Source organism: Burkholderia sola (assembly GCF_905400185.1).
Taxonomy (GTDB): Bacteria; Pseudomonadota; Gammaproteobacteria; order Burkholderiales; family Burkholderiaceae; genus Burkholderia; species Burkholderia sola.
In genome coordinates this window covers 1229546-1247794 of record NZ_FR989675.1, presented here as the reverse complement: position 1 = coordinate 1247794, position 18249 = coordinate 1229546, and the positions used below count along the sequence as shown (strand labels likewise).

Here is an 18249-nt window from a genome sequence, read left to right as displayed (position 1 = left end):
TCACGCTCCCAGTTCCTGGCGCTGACGGCGCAGGTGCGCGGGCAGCTCCTTGTAGACGTCGTCGAACATCGAGGCCGGCGACGGAATCCGGTCGTCGGCCAGCGTCCCGTATTTCTCCGCTTCCTTCTGCGCGGCGATCACCTCGGCCTCGAGCTCGGCCGTCAACGCGTCGTGCGCGCCGTCCGACCAGATGCCCTTCACGATCAGGTGACGCTTGAAGCGCTCGATCGGATCGCCGAGCGGGAAATGGGACCAGTCGTCGCTCGGCCGGTACTTGGTCGGATCGTCCGACGTCGAATGCGCGCCCGCACGGTAGGTCACCCACTCGATCAGCGTCGGGCCGAGGTTGCGACGCGCGCGTTCGGCGGCCCAGCTGGAGGCCGCGTAGATCGCGAGGAAGTCGTTGCCGTCGACGCGCAGCGACGCGATCCCGCAGCCGACGCCGCGCCCGGCGAACGTCGTGCCCTCGCCGCCCGCGATCGCCTGGAACGTCGAGATCGCCCACTGGTTGTTGACCACGTTCAGCACGACCGGCGCGCGGTACACGTGCGCGAACGTGAGCGCGGTGTGGAAATCGGCTTCGGCCGTCGCGCCGTCGCCGATCCACGCGGACGCGATCTTCGTGTCGCCCTTGATCGCCGACGCCATCGCCCAGCCAACCGCCTGGATGAACTGCGTCGCGAGGTTGCCGGAAATGGAGAAGAAGCCGGCTTCGCGGTCCGAGTACATCACCGGAAGCTGGCGCCCCTTCAGCGGATCGCCTTCGTTCGACATCAGCTGGCAGATCATCCGCTCGAGCGGCACGTCGCGCGCGATCAGGATGCTTTGCTGCCGGTAGGTCGGAAAGCACATGTCGCCGTCGCGCAGCGCCATCGCGTGCGCGGTGCCGATCGCCTCTTCGCCGAGGCTCAACATGTAAAAGGAGATTTTCTTCTGACGCTGCGCGATCATCATGCGCGCGTCGAAAATACGGGTCTTGAGCATCGCGCGCAGCCCGGCGATCAGCCGTGCATCGTCGAGATCGGGGGCCCACGGGCCGACGGCCTTGCCGCTGTCGTCGAGCACGCGCACGAGGCTGCGGGCGAGATTGGCGGTGTCTGCCGCGGCAACGTCGATCGGCGGGCGGCGGACGGCGCCGGCCGGCGATAGATGCAGGTAGGAAAAGTCCGTCTTGCAGCCCGGGCGCCCGGTGGGCTCCGGCACATGCAGACGCAATGGCTCTGACAGGCTCATCGTGTCGTCTCCACGCTCGATTGTGTCTCACGCTGTTTGGGAACGCGCGGGCCGGTTGCCGGCCTGCGCGCGAGCTGACGCGCGGATAAGCACGTCAACCTTGGAAATCTATGCCTGGCAGCGGCGGGCGTCGATGCCCAAGCCGCTCGTTCGTGGTGAGCAGATTTGCCATGGTGGCGATCGGCGAAGGACGTGTTTGCTGCAGCGCATCGTCGCTGGGCTGGCGGCGACGACGAGCGGGCATCGAGGGACGGACGGATCGGTGTCGTCCCGATCATGTGAGGGTACGAAGCAAAAGACCCCGCGAAATCCTGGATCGTCGCGAGGTCTTTCGTCGGATGCGGGCGCTCGTGCGCCCGGTTGCCGGCTTACTGCGGCGTGCGATCGATCACGCGTCGGGACGGAACAGATCGAAGCGACTGTCGGGCGTCACGTGTACATAGGCCGACGGGCCGCCCGCACGAAGAATGATGCCCGCGCCGAACGTGTCGAAGATGCCGTCCTTCAGCAGGTCATGGCGGATATGGACCGCGACGACCTCACCCAGCACCAGCGTGGCCGGCGTCTCGACGCCGTGGTGATCGCGCAGCCGGATCACGTCGGTCACCTTGCATTCGAAGTTCACGCCGCTTTCCGCGACGCGCGGCACGTCGACGAGGCGCGACGGCACCGCGGTCAAGCCGCCGAGTTCGAACTCGTTCACGTCGTACGGCACGGCGGCGCAGGTCTGGTTCATCCGCTCGGCCAGATCGCGCGTCGCGAGGTTCCACACGAACTCGCCGGTCTCCTGCACGTTGCGCACGCTGTCCTTCGCGGCGGTGCTCGAAAAGCCGATGATCGGCGGCCGATAGTTGAACGCGTTGAAGAAGCTGTACGGCGCGAGGTTCAGCGTGCCGTCGCTGCCGCGGGATGAAATCCAGCCGATCGGGCGTGGGCCGATGATCGCGTTCAACGGGTCGTGCGGCAGGCCGTGGCCTTGCGACGGCTCGTAATAGTGATGGGTCGATTCGGTCATGACGGATGGTCTTGCGAGAGGCAAACGATGTGAAGGCTGTCGGCGGGACGCGTTGGCCGGTGGCGACGCAAGCGTCCGGTGCGACGTGCGTACCAGTATCACATGGCGCGGTTTTCGGCGCAGTGAAGCGCATCGTGAGCGGCGCGGACGCGCCGCTGCATGTGCGTGCGCCAAATAAAAAACCCGCGAGCGCTGCATTTCTCGCGGGTTTTTTACGCCTTCGTTGAATCGAATCGCGTCGACGCAATCGATGGTGCCGGGGACCGGACTCGAACCGGCAAGCCAGTTAAGGCGGCGGATTTTCGTCACACTGCTTCTTTCAAAGCCGGCGTCGCGTACGCGAGCCGTTCGTGCGCTGGACTATGCCTTCACCGTCGCGCGCGGGCATGACCGCTGCCCATGCGCCTTAGGCGCCCCCCGTCTAGTCTCTACACCTTCCTCGCGGATGCCGCGAGGCTTGGCTCGGCGTTGCCTCGATGCGCACATCAGGGGTTTCGCCGAATTTGAAGGGTTCTGCACCGACCGTTTCCGGCCGGGCACTCAATCGTTTAAGTCCGCTATGTTTACCAATTTCATCACCCCGGCAAGAGGGCGGACGCGATTCTACCATTGCTTGGCGCATGCGTTCCCTTATTCCGCCGTGCCGCATCGCGACACCGGCCGTCATCGCATCGCTTCTTCCTCAGCGTTCGACGCCGATACGACACCGACTCCACACGGCCCGCCGATTTCGTCCCGCCCCGCGACCTGCCCCGATACAATCGACCGCGCGTCGTCCCACGGCCCCAACGGTCTGACGTTTGTATCGTGCTTCTCGCGAAACAAGCGTCGCGTGCGTCATCGCGAAGTCACAAACGTTTTCGATAATTCCCCGGCCGAAAACGTTTACATCGCATGACTTCATGACCTCGACCATCAAGGACGTCGCCGCCCTCGCGGGCTTCTCGATCGCCACCGTTTCGCGTGCGATCAACGCGCCGCATACCGTCAGCCCCGCCACGCTGCAGACGATCCGCACCGCCATCGACACGCTGCAGTTCCGCCCGAGCCCGCTCGGCCGGCAATTGCGCGGCGAGCGCACGCGGCTCGTCGGCGTCGTCGTGCCGACGCTGTCGAACCCGGTGTTCGCCGACTGCCTGCAAGGCATCGACGAACTCGCGACCGCGGCCGGTTTCAAGCTGATCCTGATGACGACCGAATACGACGCGGCGCGCGAGCGTCATGCGATCGAGACGCTGCGCGAGCAGCGCGTCGAAGGGCTGATCCTCACCGTCGCCGATGCGGACACGCATCCGCTGCTCGACATGCTCGACCGCGACGGCCCGCATTACGTGCTGATGCACAACGACACGCAGCGCCGTCCATCGGTGTCGGTCGACAACCGCCGCGCCGCGTATGACGGCGTGCAACGGCTGACCGCGCACGGCCATCGCCGCGTGCTGATGCTGGCCGGTTCGCTCGCCGCGTCGGATCGCGCGCGCCAGCGTCATCTCGGTTATGCGCAGGCGCTCGAGGAAGTCGGCGTGGCGCCGCTGCCGCCCGTCGAAGTCGACTTCAACGCGCCCGAGCTGCCCGATGCGGTGCTCGCGCATCTCACCGCGCACGCCACGCGCCCGACCGCGCTGTTCTGCGGCAACGACCTGCTCGCGATGGTCGTGATGCGCGGCCTGCGCCGCGCGGGTTTCTCGATTCCCGACGACCTGTCGGTGCTCGGCTTCGACGGGATCGCGATCGGCGAGCTGCTTGCGCCGCCGCTCGCGAGCGTCGCGACGCCGAACCGCGACATCGGCCGCCACGCGTGGCAGCGTCTCGTCGAATGCATCGGCGGCGCGCCGATCGACCGCACGTCGACGATCCTGCCGCATGCGGTGCGCGACGGCGCGACGATTGCTCCGCCCGCCACCGACCTGCAACTGCGCAACGCCTGATCGCAACACGCACGCGCGACGCACACCGATCACCACACCACCCAGCGCCACCCTACTCGCCCGGAGATTCACCGTGTCCTTTCGCCTGACCTCGCTGCTGCGCGCGCTTGCCGCGCCGCTCGCCCTTGCCGCGCTCGTCGCCGGCGCCCCCGCTGCCCACGCCGACGAAACGGCGATCTGCTACAACTGCCCGCCCGAATGGGCCGACTGGGCCGCGCAGATCGCCGCGATCAAGCAGAAGACCGGCATCCGCGTGCCGTCCGACAACAAGAACTCGGGCCAGGCGATCGCGCAACTGATCGCCGAGCAGAAGAGCCCGGTGGCCGACGTCGTCTACCTCGGCGTGTCGTCGGCATTCCAGGCGAAGGACAAGGGCGTGATCGCGCCGTACAAACCCGCGCACTGGAACGACATCCCCGCGAACCTGAAGGACCCGCAAGGCTACTGGTTCGCGATCCACTCGGGCACGCTCGGCTTCTTCGTGAACAAGGACGCGCTCGACGGCAAGCCGGTGCCGCGTTCGTGGGGCGACCTGCTGAAGCCCGAATACAAGGGCATGGTCGGCTATCTCGATCCGTCGAGCGCGTTCGTCGGCTATGCGGGCGCGGTCGCCGTCAACCAGGCGCTCGGCGGCAGCCTCGACAACTTCAAGCCGGGCCTCGACTGGTTCCGCAAGCTCAAGGCCAACGCGCCGATCGTGCCGAAGCAAACGGCCTATGCACGCGTGCTGTCCGGCGAGATTCCGATCCTGCTCGACTACGACTTCGACGCGTATCGCGCGAAATACAAGGACAACGCGAACGTCGAGTTCGTGATTCCGAAGGAAGGCACGATCGCGGTGCCGTACGTGATGAGCCTCGTGAAGGGCGCGCCGCACGACGCGAACGGCAAGAAGGTGCTCGACTTCGTGCTGTCGGACGAAGGCCAGAAGCTGTGGGCCAATGCCTACCTGCGCCCGGTGCGTGCGCAGACGCTCGGCGCCGACATCGCCGCGAAGTTCCTGCCGGCGAGCGAATACGCGCGGGCGAAACCGGTCGACTTCGGCAAGATGGCGGCCGGCCAGCAGGCGTTCGGCCAGCAGTACCTGCAGATCATGCAGTAAGCCGCGGGACGCAACCGATGCTCGACCTGACTTTTCCGCTGCGCTGGCGCATCGCGCTCGTCGCGCCGGCGCTGGCGGTATTCGCCGCGTTCTGGCTGCTGCCGATGGCGTCGCTCGTGCAGGTGTCCGCCGACGGCGCCTTCTGCTCGCACTACGCGGCACTGCTCGGAAATGCGCGCTACATGAAGAGCCTCGGCGAGACGGTTGCGCTGTCCGCGGGCGTCACGCTCGCGACGCTCGCGCTGTCGACGATCTCCGGCCTGCTGCTCGCGCGCCGCGAATTCGCCGGCAAGCGCGTGCTGCTCGCGCTGCTCACGTTTCCGCTCGCGTTCCCGGGTGTCGTGGTCGGCTTCATGGTGATCATGCTCGCCGGGCGCCAGGGGCTGATCGGCATGCTGTCGGCGAAACTCACCGGCGACAAGTTCGTGTTCGCGTATTCGGTGGCCGGCCTGTTCATCGGCTACCTGTATTTCTCGATTCCGCGCGTGATCGTCACCGTGATCGCGGCCGCGTCGAAGCTCGACGCGTCGCTCGAGGAAGCCGCGCGTTCGCTCGGCGCGTCGCCGTGGCGCATCTTCGTCGACATCGTGCTGCCCGCGCTCGCGCCGGGCCTGGTCGCGGCCGGCGCGATCTGCTTCGCGACCGCGATGGGCGCGTTCGGCACCGCGTTCACGCTCGCCACCGACCTGAACGTGCTGCCGATGACGATCTATACCGAGTTCACGCTGAACGCGAACATCGCGACGGCGGCCGGCCTGTCGATCGTGCTCGGCATCGTCACCTGGGCCGTGCTCGCGCTCGCGCGTCGCTTCACCGGTCACACCGCCGCCGCCGCGGCCTGAGGATTTACGCATGCAATCGCTTTCCGGCTCTTCCACGCCGTCACCGGCACCCGCTCCAGCGCCGCTGCACGCGACACGCGCCGCCCGGCATGCGCCGCGCGTCGCCGGCGCGCGCGCGATCGCCGCGCTGCAATGGGGCGTCACGCTGCTGCTGTGCGCGTTCCTGATCGTGCCCGTCGTGATGTCGGTGCTCGCGGGGCTGACCGTCAACTATTTCCGCGGCCTGTCGAGCGGCCTCACGCTGCGCTGGCTTGAGCAGGTGTGGCAGCAGTATCACGGCTCGGTCGCGCTGTCGCTCTACGTCGCGTTCGCGACGCTCGCAATCGTGCTCGCGGTCGGCGTGCCGGCCGGCTATGCGCTCGCGCGCAGCAAGCGCCGCATCGCGCGTGCGATCGAGGAAGCGCTCGTGCTGCCGGTCGCGCTGCCGGGGCTGGCTTCGGCGCTCGCGCTGCTGGTCGTGTACGGCGGCTTCACCGCGTTCCGGATGAGCCTGTGGTTCATCGTCGTCGGCCACGTCGTGTTCACGCTGCCGTTCATGGTGCGCGCGGTCGCGGCCGTCGCGGCCGGCGCCGACCTGCGCACGCTCGAGGAAGGCGCGGCGAGCCTCGGCGCATCGTTCGTCACGCGCTTCGTCACGATCGTGCTGCCGAACCTGCGGCCGGGCATCGTCGCCGGTGCGCTCGCGGTGCTCACGCTGTCGATCGGCGAGTTCAACCTCACGTGGATGCTGCATACGCCCGACACCAAGACGCTGCCGGTCGGGCTCGCCGATACCTATGCATCGCTGCGCCTCGAAGTCGGCAGCGCGTACACGATCCTGTTCCTGCTGATGACGCTGCCGCTGCTCGTCGCGATGCAGTGGCTCGGCGTCGATCCGTCCGGTACGCGCGCACTGAAGAAGCGCCCACGCTGAAATTTTCGCAGACTTGACGTCCTCGTCCGCCTAAAGGCGGAGGATTCCCACACCTGGCGATGCACGTCCGCATCGGAGAATGTTCAGCGCAGCGTTGATATCACGATCATGCACGACACCACATCCACTGCAGGCCCATTCTCTTATTCGCAGTCCCGCGATACCTTTCGGCCGCGTCGTGCTGTCTTTCGACCCGCACGCCGAACAGGACTGGGTGGAACCGCTTTCGTCGACTTCCTCGAACGTGGCCCCGTGCGCGATCGCTTTGTAGCGGAGCTTGTTTCGGAAGGACGACCAGGATGCGTCGTAGACGCTCTTCGCCATCCTGGTTCTGGCGAGTTTGACAGCCGACACGTTGCCGACCGCGATGTAATCGAAGCGCCACACCAACTCGAGCACGAGCTTGTGCTGGAAATCGGCTCGGGCATTCGCGATCTTGGCGTGCAGCTTCGCGATATGTCGCTTGTGCTTTCGCGCCCGTTGCGCTTTCGCCAGCTTTTCCGCCGCTCGTCGACCGAATTGGTCATTGGGCAGTTTCTCGCCGGTCGAAAGTGTGGCGAAGTCTTTCAGGCCGAGATCGATGCCCACACCGGAACGGATCGGGCGAGCCTGAACATCCGGCATCTCGATCGCTATGTTCAAGAACCAGTTGCCGCGTGCATCCTGCGCAAAGTTGGCCCCGTCCTTGATCTTGCCTTCGGGAAGCGGGCGGCTATTGAACACGCGGAAGGTGTTGCCGGCGAAACGGAACGCGTCGCCCTCGCGCTTCAGGTCACGCCCCTTCAGCGGCACCCAGCCCAGCGATTTCCTGCCGCGATAGCGCAGGTAGGGCCGACGGCGCTGGCTGCGCGACTTCGCATATTGCTCGCACGTCGCGTTGACCGTGCCGGAGTGAATACCGAGTTCCTTGCTGCTGCCGGTGGTCAGCACGTTCAGGTCGAAACCGGTCGGCCACTTCTTGTTCCACTTGAGCGCGTGCTTCTGCGTGTCGTTGCAGAAGTTCCAGACGTAGTTCACCGCGCGGCTCTGCTTGTTGAGCAGTCCGTTGAGCGACTTCACCCGGTAGCGGTAGACAAGGATCATGCCGGTGATCCTAACCCGTGGAAGAAGCTGCCTGTCAACAGCACGCCTTTCCTTCCCGCCATCAATGGCGGGGTTTCTCGGAGCAAATTCTGATGAAACTCGATTCCACTCCCATTACCCTGACCGGCTGCGCGAAGACGTTCCGCGGCACACGCGTGCTCGAACCGCTCGACCTGTCGATCGGCGCCGGCGAAACGCTCGTGCTGCTCGGGCCGTCCGGCTGCGGCAAGACGACCACGCTGCGCCTGATCGCGGGACTCGACACGCCGGACGCCGGCGGCACGATCGCGTTCGGCGACGACGACGTCACCGCACTGCCGATCGAACGCCGGCAAGTCGGCATGGTGTTCCAGAACTACGCGCTGTTTCCGAACCTGACGGTGCGCGGCAACGTCGGCTACGGGCTGAAGATCCGCAAGACCGAGCCGCGTACGCTGCGCGAGCGCGTCGACGAACTGCTCGCGATGATGCGGCTCGATGCCCATGCGGACAAGCCGGTCGATCAACTGTCGGGCGGCCAGCGGCAGCGCGTCGCGCTGGCGCGTGCGCTCGCGGTGCGCCCGCGCGTGCTGCTGCTCGACGAACCGCTGACCGCGCTCGACGCGAAGCTGCGCGACGTGCTGCGTCGCGACATGAACGCGCTGCTGCGCGAGCTCGGCGTGACGACCGTCTACGTGACGCACGACCAGGCCGAAGCGATGGAGCTCGGCGACCGGATCGTCGTGATGGGCGCGGGCCGCATCGAGCAGATCGGCACGCCGCGCGAGATTTACTACCAGCCCGCGAACCGCACGGTCGCGCAGTTCATCGGCACGCTGAACCGGCTCGCGGGCCAGTGGCGCAACGGCGCGCTCGAAACGACGGGCGGCGCGATCGCCACGCCGCATGCGGCCGACGAATGGTTCTTCCGCCCCGAGGATGCGCAGCTCGCCGATCCTGTGCATGCATCGCTGCGCGGTGCGGTCGGTGCGTGCGCGTTCCTCGGCGAACGCACGCGGCTCACGATCGAGCATGCGGCGCCCGACGCGCTCGTGATCGACGTGCCGGGCCGCGTCGCGCTTGCGCGCGGCACGGCGGTCGGCCTCACGATCGCGCCGGAAGGCTTGATCGCGCTCGGCGCGTAAGCCGTCGATCGGGCATCATCCACGCAGCACCCCACGCGGCGCCCGCCGCCGCGACAACAACCAGACGATTCCGAGGAACGACGATGCTGCTTGCTCAAATCAGCGATCTCCACATCAAGCGGCCGGGCCAGCTCGCGTACCGGCGCGTCGACACGGCGGCCGCGCTCGCGCGCTGTATCGAGAAACTGAACGCGCTCGTGCCGCGCCCCGACGCCGTGCTCGTCACCGGCGACCTGACCGACTTCGGCCACGACGAAGAGTACGGCAACCTGCGCGGGCTGCTCGACGCGCTCGAGATTCCGTATTACCTGATGATCGGCAATCACGACGACCGCGCCGGTTTGCGCCGCGCATTCGCCGATCGCGCCGAGTTGCAGGACGGCGAATTCGTGCAGTACGCGCTCGACGTCGGCGCGGTGCGCGTGCTCGCGCTCGATTCGCAGGTGCCGGGCGCGAGCCACGGCGACCTGTGCGACGCCCGGCTCGCGTGGCTCGCCGCGCAGCTCGACGCCGCGCGCGACCGGCCGGTGATCGTCGCGCTGCATCACCCGCCGTTTGTGTCCGGCATCGGGCACATGGACAAGCTGCGTCTCGCGCCCGCCGCCGCCGCGAAACTCGATGCGCTGCTGCGCGGCCATCCGAACGTCGAGCGCGTGCTGTGCGGTCACGTGCACCGCACGATGTTCACGCGCTTCGGCGGCACGCTCGCGTGCGCGGTGCCGTCGCCCGCGCATCAGGTCGCCTTCGACTTGCGGGTTGATGGGCCGTCCGCATTCCGGCTCGAACCGCCGGCGTTCGCGGTCCATCGTCATGCGCCCGATACGGGGATGACGTCGCATCACGTCTATGTGGACGAAGGCGCCGGACCGTATCCGTTCTACGAGCCGACGGGCGAGCTGGTCGACTGACGACGTGAAGCGCGTGCCGTGACGGGGGCCGGCCGGTTGTGCCCGTTATACCGGTTATGCGGCCGGCAGGATTCGCGTCGCTCCGGTATGATCGGCAGCCTCGACCGGCGCCCGGCCTGACTGCGCACCCGACGCGTGCGCCGCTGCCGCGCCGCCCCACTCCGTCGCCGCCGCCATGTCCACTGCCTCGACCGACCGTCCGACCGACGCCCCCTCGCCCCACTACTCGCGCGGCCTGCTGTTGCTGCTTGCGACGATCGCGGGCGTATCGGTCGCGAACATCTACTACAACCAGCCGCTGCTCGACAGCTTCCGCTCGTCCTTCCCCGACAGCGCGTCATGGATCGGCGTGGTGCCGACCGCGACGCAGCTCGGCTATGCGGCCGGCATGTTCCTGCTCGCGCCGCTCGGCGATCGCTTCGATCGCCGCGGGCTGATCCTGCTGCAGATCGCCGCGCTGTCGATCGCGCTGATCGCGGCGGCCGCCGCGCCGTCGCTCGTCGTACTCGCACTCGCGAGCCTCGCGATCGGCATCCTCGCGACCATCGCGCAGCAGGCCGTGCCGTTCGCCGCCGAAATCGCGCCGCCGGCCGAACGCGGCCACGCGGTCGGCACCGTGATGAGCGGCCTGCTGCTCGGCATCCTGCTCGCGCGTACCGCCGCCGGCTTCGTCGCCGAGTATTTCGGCTGGCGCGCGGTGTTCGCCGCGTCGGTCGCGGCGCTCGTCGCGCTCGCTATCGTGATCGTGCTGCGGCTGCCGCGCAGCTCGCCGACGTCGACGCTGTCATACGGCAAGCTGCTCGGCTCGATGTGGCATCTGGCCGTCGAGTTGCGCGGGCTGCGCGAGGCATCGCTGACGGGCGCCGCGCTGTTCGCGGCGTTCAGCGCGTTCTGGCCGGTGCTCACGCTGCTGCTCGCCGGCGCGCCGTTCCATCTCGGCCCGCAGGCCGCCGGCCTGTTCGGGATCGTCGGGGCCGCGGGCGCGCTCGCCGCGCCGTATGCAGGCCGCTTTGCGGACACCCGCGGCCCGCGCGCGATCATCTCGCTCGCGATCGCGCTGCTCGCGCTGTCGTTCGTGATCTTCGCGCTGTCGGGTTCGAGCCTCGTCGGGCTGGTGATCGGCGTGATCGTGCTCGACGTGGGCGTACAGGCCGCGCAGATCTCGAACCAGTCGCGCATCTATGCGCTGAAGCCCGACGCGCGCAGCCGCGTGAACACGGTGTACATGGTGTGCTATTTCATCGGCGGCGCGCTCGGCTCGTCGGCCGGCGTCGCCGCATGGCGCGCGTTCGGCTGGACCGGCATGTGCGCAGCCGGCCTGCTGTTTACCGCGCTCGCCGGCTGGTCCCACCATCGCGGCGGCAGGCGCGGCTGAGCACGACCGGGCCACCGCGGCGTCACGCGTCGGTGCGCGACGCGGCCGGCTCCGCGGCGACGGGCGGCGGCGCGAACGCCGGGGCCGGGTCGATCACCGCGGCGGGATCCATCACTGCCGCGGGCGTTGGCACCGCGAGCGGGACGGCGGAAGGCGCGAGGATCGGCGCCGCCTCCTGCGTGGCGACCGGCTCGGCGACAGGCGAACCGTCCGCCGTCACCGCCTGCTCGGCCGCCATGGCCGGCGAACCGGCAGCAGCGGCCGCCGCGGGCCGGCGCGCCGGGTCGAACACGAACGACAATCCGACGCTGCCGAGGATCGCGACGGTCGCGACGACGGTCGCCATCGTCACCGGTTCGCCCAGCAGCAGCGCACCGAGCGCGACCGCGACGATCGGGTTCACGTACATGCAGCTGCTCGCGATGATCGGGCTCGTGTGGCGGATCAGGTAGCCGTACGCAACGTACGCGGCCATCGTGCAGAACACCATCAGGTACACGAACGCGAACACCGGCCCGACGGCCAGTTGTTCGACGCGTTCGCCGAGCAGCCACGCGACGATCGTCGACATCAGGCCGCCGAGGCCGATCTGCAGCGACGTCGACAGGAACAGGTCCGACGGCAGCTTGAGCCGCGTCGCGAGATGCGCGCCGCCCGCCCAGAACAGCGCGCCGGCCAGCACGCAGATCGTGCCGAGCGCCGAGTTCGCGGCGGGCGCGCCGCCCGAATTCAGCACGACGATGCCGACCATCCCGAGCGCGACGGCCGCCCATTCGCCCTTCGTCACCGGCCGCCCGGCCACCGCCGCGATCACGGTCGCGAACAGCGGCACAGTGGCGACCATCACCGCGGCCGACCCGCTGCTGACCGTGCGCATGCCGAGCGCGATCGTGCCGGACGACAGCGCGACGAGCATCGTGCCGACGATCGCCGAGTTGCGGATTTCCACGAGCGTCGGCCACTCGGGCTTGCGCCGCAGCGCGAAGATGAACAGGCCGATCCCGCCGAGCAGGTTGCGCAACCCCGACAGCAGCAGCGGCGGGAACGACTGCAGCGCGAAATGCAGCCCGCTGTAGGTCGAACCCCAGACGAAATAGATGAAGACGAGCGCGAGCGCCACGCGGCCGCCGCGGCTTTGCGGCAGGCGGATCCGGAACGAAAAACGGGCGAGGAAATCGAGGAGGCGGTCGAGCGGCGTCATCGAGTCACCCGCTCGCACGTCACGCCGCGTGCTCCGCTGAAAGGCGCCGGCGATGCCGGCAAACGGTCCATGCGGGACCGGGAAGGCAGAGCGAACGTGCGGGACGACATGGCAGTGCGAACGGCGACGAAAGAGAACCGGCAAGCGGCGGCAAAAGGGCAAAAACGGGGCAAAAAAAACGTGCGCAACCGCGCGGCTGCACACGCTCGGCATTATGGCATCAAGGATTCGAAAGCATCGTCAGACCTGTCTGAAAGATATCGACTGATGTTTCGGCGCGACATTTTTCGCGCGAAGGACGGGTGAAATGCGGGGCCGGATACGCGGGGGCGGATAACCGGCGCGTGGGCGACCCGCCTCGTCGCCATTCGCAGCCGTTGATCCAGCATCGGCCGGACGACCAGTCAAGTGCGCCGGCGCTTCGCGGCGCGTCTATCGTGACGGACGGCATGCTCGCGCATTGCCGTGAGCAGCCTCTTTCCGATACTCACACCGCCATACAAGATTTTGTATAATTCAGATATCCTTCCGCCGAAGCCGGTCGTTTTCGTCGGCACCGCGCTGGCCGATCTCCGCGACTTTCCGCTGCCCGCGCGGCGCGAAGCCGGCCACCAGATCGACCAGGTGCAGCGTGGCCTCGCGCCCGACGACTGGAAACCGATGCGCACCATCGGCATCGGCGTGCGGGAAATTCGCCTGCGCGATGCGAGCGGCGCCTTCCGGATCGTCTACGTCGCGACGTTCGCCGAAGCCGTCTACGTGCTGCACTGCTTCCGCAAGCAATCGTCGCGCACGAACAAGACCGATATCGACCTCGCCGCCCGCCGGTACCGGTCGTTGATGATGGAGTTGAAACAATGACCAATGAACGTTACGCGAACGTCTGGGACGCAATCGAAAGCGAGCCAGCGGAGGCCGCGAACATGAAGCTGCGCTCCGAACTGATGATCGCGCTCAAGCAGCGCATCGCGCGGCTCGAACTGAGTCAGGCCGAAGCCGCGAAGCAGCTGGGCGTCACGCAGCCGCGCGTGTCCGACCTGATGCGCGGCAAGATCAACCTGTTCGGGCTCGACGCGCTCGTGAACATGGCCGCGGCCGTCGGCCTGCGCGTCGATCTGCAGGTGCGCGAATCCGCATGACGCACGCGCATGCCCCGCGCATCGCTCACGATCCGCCGAACCAGTTGTAGCCCTGATCGACCCAGTAGCCACCCGGAAACGTATCGGTCACGAAGATTTCCATGATGTGCTTCGGGTTCTTGTAGCCGAGCTTGGTCGGCATCCGCAGCTTCATCGGGAAACCGTATTCCGGCGGCAGACGATGGCCGTCGTACTCGAATGCGAGCAACGTCTGCGGATGCAGCGCGGTCGGCATGTCGATGCTCTCGTAGTAGTCGTCCCCACATTTGAAGCCGACGTATTTCGCGTGCGTATCGGCACCGGCGCGCGCCAGAAACGCGCCGAACGGCGTGCCGCCCCAGCGGCCGATCGCACTCCACCCTTCCACGCAGATGTGCCGCGTGATCTGTTCCGCGTGCGGCAGCGCATACAACTCGTCGAGCGTCCACACGCGCTTGCCGGTCACGCGGCCCGACAGCACCAGCCGGTACGTCGACGCGTCGACGTGCCGCACTTCGTCGATCCCGTAGTACGCGTTGAACGGAAACGGCCGCGTGATGTCGGCTTCGGTGTAGGTCGGCGCGAGCTGGTTCGGGTTGAACAGCCACGCCTGCACGCGATCGTTCATGCGCGACACTTTTTCGAGAAACGTGTTGACCGATGCGTCATCCTGCAGCGTGCAGCCGGTCAGCATCGCAAGGCCGCCGAGCGTCAGCACGCGCCGGTTGAAGAGCCGTCGCGACGGCATCTCGAGTTCGCGGCGCACGTCAAGCTCGAGCGACTTCCGGTCGAGCGTCCAGCGCGGCTCGCCGCGGGATTTTTCGGATTCCGACATGATGATTTCCTTCGCCCGCGAAGCGGGTCAGCGGCCGCGCAGCATCGCGAGCAGCGAGCGCGGCACCAGCAACGCCATCGCGACGTGAACGACGACGAATGCGACGAGCAGCGCCATCGCCCAGAAGTGAACGATGCGCGCGTTGTCGTAGCCGCCGAACAGCTCGCGCAGCAACGGGAATTGCACCGATTTCCAGATCGTGAGCCCGGACAGCACCAACAAGACGAGATCGACGATCGCGGTCAGGTACGCGGCACGCTGCACCGCGTTGTAGACGCTCAGGTCGTCGTGCGACAGCCGCCCGCCGAGCGCGGCGCGCACGTCGCGCCACACCGACGCGGGCGTCACGGGCAGCAGCTTGCGTGCGAAGCGCCCCGTCGCGATCGACATCGCGAGGTAGAACAGCCCGTTGCCGACCAGCAGCCACATCGCCGCGAAATGCCATTGCAGCGCGCCGCCGAGCCAGCCGCCGAGCGTGATGCCGTGCGCGAACGTGAACGACGGATAGATCGGCGACGCGTCGTAGATGCGCCAGCCGGACAGCGCCATCAGGATCGCCGCGAGCGCGTTGAGCCAGTGGCTCGCGCGCACCCACCGCGGATGGATCGTCGTCGGCGCGGGCGGCGGCACGCTCGCACGATCGGTGACAGGAACCGTTTGCATGATGATGACTCCCGGAATGAGGCGACGGGACGCGATGCGCGCCGATGACCGGCCGCCCGCGCCCCGCACGCATTCGTCAGTTCGACGGGCTCATGGCGTCCTTCTTCATCGCGTCGCCCTTCTTCATCGCGTCGTGGCCCATCGCATCCTTCTTCATCGCATGCTTCTTCATGCCGTCCTTCTTCATGCCGTCCTTCGCCATCGCGTCGTGGCCCATCGCGTCCTTCGACATCGACATGCCGTCCTTCGACATCGCATCGTTCTGCGCATGGGCGCCCGTTGCGATCGTGGCAAGTGCGGCGACGCAGGCGGCAAGGAATACGTTTTTCATGACATCTCTCCGATACATGGGTTTGGGAGCCGAATAGACGGAGGACGCCGCCGGAAATGACAGCGATGTCGAAAATTTTTTCGAAACGGGAAACAACGGACGGAAATGCTGCACTGCCCGCTCCTTCTGTTCCGGGCGCCACGGCGGATAGACGGCCGCGCCTGCTGCGGCGCACCGCGTCGGCGTCGGCGTCCGCGCCCCGCCCGCTGCCCGCCGACATCGGCTTCGGACCCGGTTGAAACCGCCGCCAAGCCGGTGTATCGTGTGCCCTTGCTAACGCGGGGGTCCTGCAATGCGTTCGGTCAAACAACCGGCATTGCGGGTGAGAAATACCCTTTGAACCTGATCTGGATAATGCCAGCGCAGGGAAGCGTACGGATTTCGCCGCCATCCTTCTGACGAAATCCGCCGCCTCACCAAGCCTCGTCTCCTGCTTAGCTCGAGCCCCACATTCGTCAAGGGCTCCGGGCAAGCGCCGACGCGCCTGCCCGGAGCCCGCACAGGAGATTGCATGAACGCCAATCCGAAGTTTCTGTCTGCCGACGCGCACGTCGACGCCGCTGCCGTCGCGCCGCTGCCCAATTCGCGAAAGGTTTATGTCACCGGCTCGCAGCCCGATATCCGCGTGCCGATGCGCGAGATCACGCAGGCCGACACGCCGACCGGCTTCGGCGGCGAGAAGAATCCGCCGATCTACGTGTACGACACGTCGGGCCCGTACACCGATCCGGACGCGAAGATCGACATCCGCGCGGGCCTGCCCGCACTGCGCCAGCGCTGGATCGAAGCACGCGGCGACACCGAGGTGCTCCCCGGCCTGTCGAGCCAGTACGGCCTCGAGCGCGCGGCCGATCCGGCCACGGCGGACCTGCGTTTCCCGGGCCTGCACCGCAACCCGCGCCGCGCGCAGCCCGGCAAGAACGTCACGCAAATGCACTACGCGCGCCAGGGCATCATCACGCCGGAAATGGAATACATCGCGATCCGCGAGAACCAGCGCCGCGCCGAATACATCGAGAGCCTGAAGTCGAGCGGCCCGAACGGCGCGAAGCTCGCCGCGATGATGGGCCGCCAGCACCCGGGCCAGGCGTTCGGCGCCGCGGCCTTCGGCGCGAACGCGCTGGCCGAGATCACGCCGGAATTCGTGCGCGACGAAATCGCACGCGGCCGCGCGATCATCCCCGCCAACATCAACCACCCGGAATCCGAGCCGATGATCATCGGCCGCAACTTCCTCGTGAAGATCAACGCGAATATCGGCAACTCGGCCGTCACGTCGTCGATCGGCGAGGAAGTCGACAAGATGACGTGGGCGATCCGCTGGGGCGGCGACACGGTGATGGACCTGTCGACCGGCAAGCACATCCATGAAACGCGCGAGTGGATCATCCGCAACAGCCCGGTGCCGATCGGCACGGTGCCGATCTACCAGGCGCTCGAAAAGGTCAACGGCAAGGCCGAGGACCTGACCTGGGAAATCTTCCGCGACACGCTGATCGAACAGGCCGAACAAGGCGTCGACTACTTCACGATCCACGCGGGCGTGCGCCTGCAGTACGTGCCGCTCACCGCGAACCGGATGACGGGCATCGTGTCGCGCGGCGGCTCGATCATGGCGAAGTGGTGCCTCGCGCATCACAAGGAAAGTTTCCTGTACGAACACTTCGAAGAGATCTGCGAGATCATGAAGGCGTACGACGTGAGCTTCTCGCTCGGCGACGGCCTGCGTCCCGGCTCGATCTACGACGCGAACGACGAAGCGCAGCTCGGCGAACTGAAGACGCTCGGCGAGCTCACGCAGATCGCGTGGAAGCACGACGTGCAGGTGATGATCGAAGGCCCCGGCCACGTGCCGATGCAGTTGATCAAGGAGAACATGGATCTCCAGCTCGACTGGTGCAAGGAAGCGCCGTTCTACACGCTCGGGCCGCTGACCACCGACATCGCGCCGGGTTACGACCACATCACGTCGGGCATCGGCGCCGCGATGATCGGCTGGTTCGGCACCGCGATGCTGTGCTACGTGACGCCGAAGGAACACCTCGGGCTGCCGAACAAGGACGACGTGAAGGAAGGGATCATCACGTACAAGCTCGCCGCGCACGCCGCCGACCTCGCCAAGGGTCACCCGGGCGCGCAGGTGCGCGACAACGCGCTGTCGAAGGCGCGCTTCGAGTTCCGCTGGGAAGACCAGTTCAACATCGGTCTCGATCCGGACAAGGCGCGCGAATTCCACGACGAAACGCTGCCGAAGGATTCGGCGAAGGTCGCACACTTCTGCTCGATGTGCGGCCCGCATTTCTGCTCGATGAAGATCACGCAGGACGTGCGCGAATTCGCGGCGCAGCAGGGCGTGTCGGAAACCGAGGCGCTGAAGAAAGGGATGGAGGTCAAGGCGGTCGAGTTCGTGAAGACGGGCGCCGAGATCTATCACCGTCAGTAAGCGCGCGCAGCGGGCCGCACCGGCCCCTCTGGCGATGCCTGAAGCCCGCTTTCGAGCGGGCTTTTTTGCGCATGCCGTGTGCCTGCCGGCGGACCCGAAACAATTGATTACGAAACCGCGGGAGCCTTAACAAGT

The 18249-nt window shown here is 67.0% G+C and carries 18 protein-coding genes and 1 riboswitch; of the genes, 11 read left to right on the top strand and 7 right to left on the bottom strand.

Annotated features, from left to right (window positions below; genetic code table 11):
• Positions 1-1233: a 3-methyl-2-oxobutanoate dehydrogenase (2-methylpropanoyl-transferring) subunit alpha gene (locus tag KR541_RS05815; protein WP_050015135.1), complete on the bottom strand. Its 1233-nt coding sequence runs from the start codon at positions 1231-1233 to the stop codon at positions 1-3.
• Positions 1234-1621: 388 nt separating this feature from the next.
• Positions 1622-2248, bottom strand: a complete 627-nt coding sequence (locus KR541_RS05810; RefSeq protein ID WP_050015133.1) for a flavin reductase family protein — start codon at positions 2246-2248, stop codon at positions 1622-1624.
• A 902-nt stretch (positions 2249-3150) separates the two neighbouring features.
• Here KR541_RS05810 and KR541_RS05805 point away from each other — a divergent pair.
• From KR541_RS05805 to KR541_RS05790, 4 genes are all read left to right on the top strand, one after another.
• Positions 3151-4176 (top strand): LacI family DNA-binding transcriptional regulator, encoded by a 1026-nt coding sequence (locus tag KR541_RS05805; protein ID WP_089488304.1) that lies wholly within the window; start codon positions 3151-3153, stop codon positions 4174-4176.
• Positions 4177-4249: 73 nt separating this feature from the next.
• Positions 4250-5278 (top strand): ABC transporter substrate-binding protein, encoded by a 1029-nt coding sequence (locus tag KR541_RS05800; RefSeq protein WP_050015129.1) that lies wholly within the window; start codon positions 4250-4252, stop codon positions 5276-5278.
• A gap of 17 nt (positions 5279-5295) precedes the next feature.
• Complete coding sequence (locus tag KR541_RS05795; RefSeq protein WP_124629987.1) at positions 5296-6120, top strand: ABC transporter permease; 825 nt, start codon at positions 5296-5298, stop codon at positions 6118-6120.
• A 10-nt stretch (positions 6121-6130) separates the two neighbouring features.
• Positions 6131-7033: an ABC transporter permease gene (locus KR541_RS05790; protein ID WP_216089406.1), complete on the top strand. Its 903-nt coding sequence runs from the start codon at positions 6131-6133 to the stop codon at positions 7031-7033.
• 30 nt (positions 7034-7063) lie between these two features.
• On the opposite strand, the gene KR541_RS05785 is transcribed toward KR541_RS05790, so the two are convergent.
• Entirely contained in the window at positions 7064-8116 is a 1053-nt protein-coding gene (locus KR541_RS05785) for an RNA-guided endonuclease InsQ/TnpB family protein (protein WP_216089405.1), read from the bottom strand.
• Positions 8117-8208: 92 nt separating this feature from the next.
• Here KR541_RS05785 and KR541_RS05780 point away from each other — a divergent pair, with 92 nt between their 5' ends.
• The 3 genes from KR541_RS05780 to KR541_RS05770 all read left to right on the top strand — a co-directional run bounded on the left by KR541_RS05780 (position 8209) and on the right by KR541_RS05770 (position 11523).
• Positions 8209-9240, top strand: coding sequence for an ABC transporter ATP-binding protein (locus KR541_RS05780; protein ID WP_204383758.1), 1032 nt, complete (start codon positions 8209-8211; stop codon positions 9238-9240).
• 83 nt (positions 9241-9323) lie between these two features.
• Positions 9324-10148 (top strand): phosphodiesterase, encoded by an 825-nt coding sequence (locus KR541_RS05775; RefSeq protein WP_204383755.1) that lies wholly within the window; start codon positions 9324-9326, stop codon positions 10146-10148.
• A gap of 175 nt (positions 10149-10323) precedes the next feature.
• Entirely contained in the window at positions 10324-11523 is a 1200-nt protein-coding gene (locus KR541_RS05770; protein ID WP_050015122.1) for an MFS transporter, read from the top strand.
• A gap of 22 nt (positions 11524-11545) precedes the next feature.
• Here KR541_RS05770 and KR541_RS05765 read toward each other — a convergent pair whose 3' ends face one another.
• Positions 11546-12724 (bottom strand): EamA family transporter, encoded by a 1179-nt coding sequence (locus KR541_RS05765; protein WP_050015120.1) that lies wholly within the window; start codon positions 12722-12724, stop codon positions 11546-11548.
• Positions 12725-12832: 108 nt separating this feature from the next.
• Between KR541_RS05765 and KR541_RS05760 the strand changes: the two genes are divergently transcribed.
• The 3 genes from KR541_RS05760 (at position 12833) to KR541_RS05750 (ending at position 13863) form a co-directional block, all read left to right on the top strand.
• The gene (locus KR541_RS05760; protein ID WP_176016593.1) at positions 12833-13030 is read left to right on the top strand and encodes a hypothetical protein; all 198 of its coding nucleotides are present in this window, start codon (positions 12833-12835) and stop codon (positions 13028-13030) included.
• Between the two features lie 201 nt (positions 13031-13231).
• A complete protein-coding gene (locus KR541_RS05755; protein WP_050015118.1) occupies positions 13232-13585 on the top strand; it encodes a type II toxin-antitoxin system RelE/ParE family toxin in 354 nt (117 codons plus the stop codon).
• Entirely contained in the window at positions 13582-13863 is a 282-nt protein-coding gene (locus tag KR541_RS05750; RefSeq protein ID WP_050015116.1) for a helix-turn-helix domain-containing protein, read from the top strand. Before KR541_RS05755 ends, KR541_RS05750 begins: the two co-directional genes overlap by 4 nt.
• Positions 13864-13888: 25 nt before the next feature.
• Here KR541_RS05750 and KR541_RS05745 read toward each other — a convergent pair whose 3' ends face one another.
• From KR541_RS05745 to KR541_RS05735, 3 genes are all read right to left on the bottom strand, one after another.
• Positions 13889-14677 (bottom strand): molybdopterin-dependent oxidoreductase, encoded by a 789-nt coding sequence (locus tag KR541_RS05745; RefSeq protein WP_050015114.1) that lies wholly within the window; start codon positions 14675-14677, stop codon positions 13889-13891.
• A 27-nt stretch (positions 14678-14704) separates the two neighbouring features.
• Positions 14705-15340 (bottom strand): cytochrome b/b6 domain-containing protein, encoded by a 636-nt coding sequence (locus KR541_RS05740; RefSeq protein WP_089488301.1) that lies wholly within the window; start codon positions 15338-15340, stop codon positions 14705-14707.
• Between the two features lie 76 nt (positions 15341-15416).
• A complete protein-coding gene (locus tag KR541_RS05735; protein ID WP_050015110.1) occupies positions 15417-15671 on the bottom strand; it encodes a pentapeptide MXKDX repeat protein in 255 nt (84 codons plus the stop codon).
• 270 nt (positions 15672-15941) lie between these two features.
• Positions 15942-16058: riboswitch (TPP riboswitch) on the top strand.
• 124 nt (positions 16059-16182) lie between these two features.
• Here KR541_RS05735 and thiC point away from each other — a divergent pair.
• Entirely contained in the window at positions 16183-18114 is a 1932-nt protein-coding gene (gene thiC / locus KR541_RS05730) for a phosphomethylpyrimidine synthase ThiC (protein WP_050015108.1), read from the top strand.
• Positions 18115-18249 lie beyond the last annotated feature (135 nt).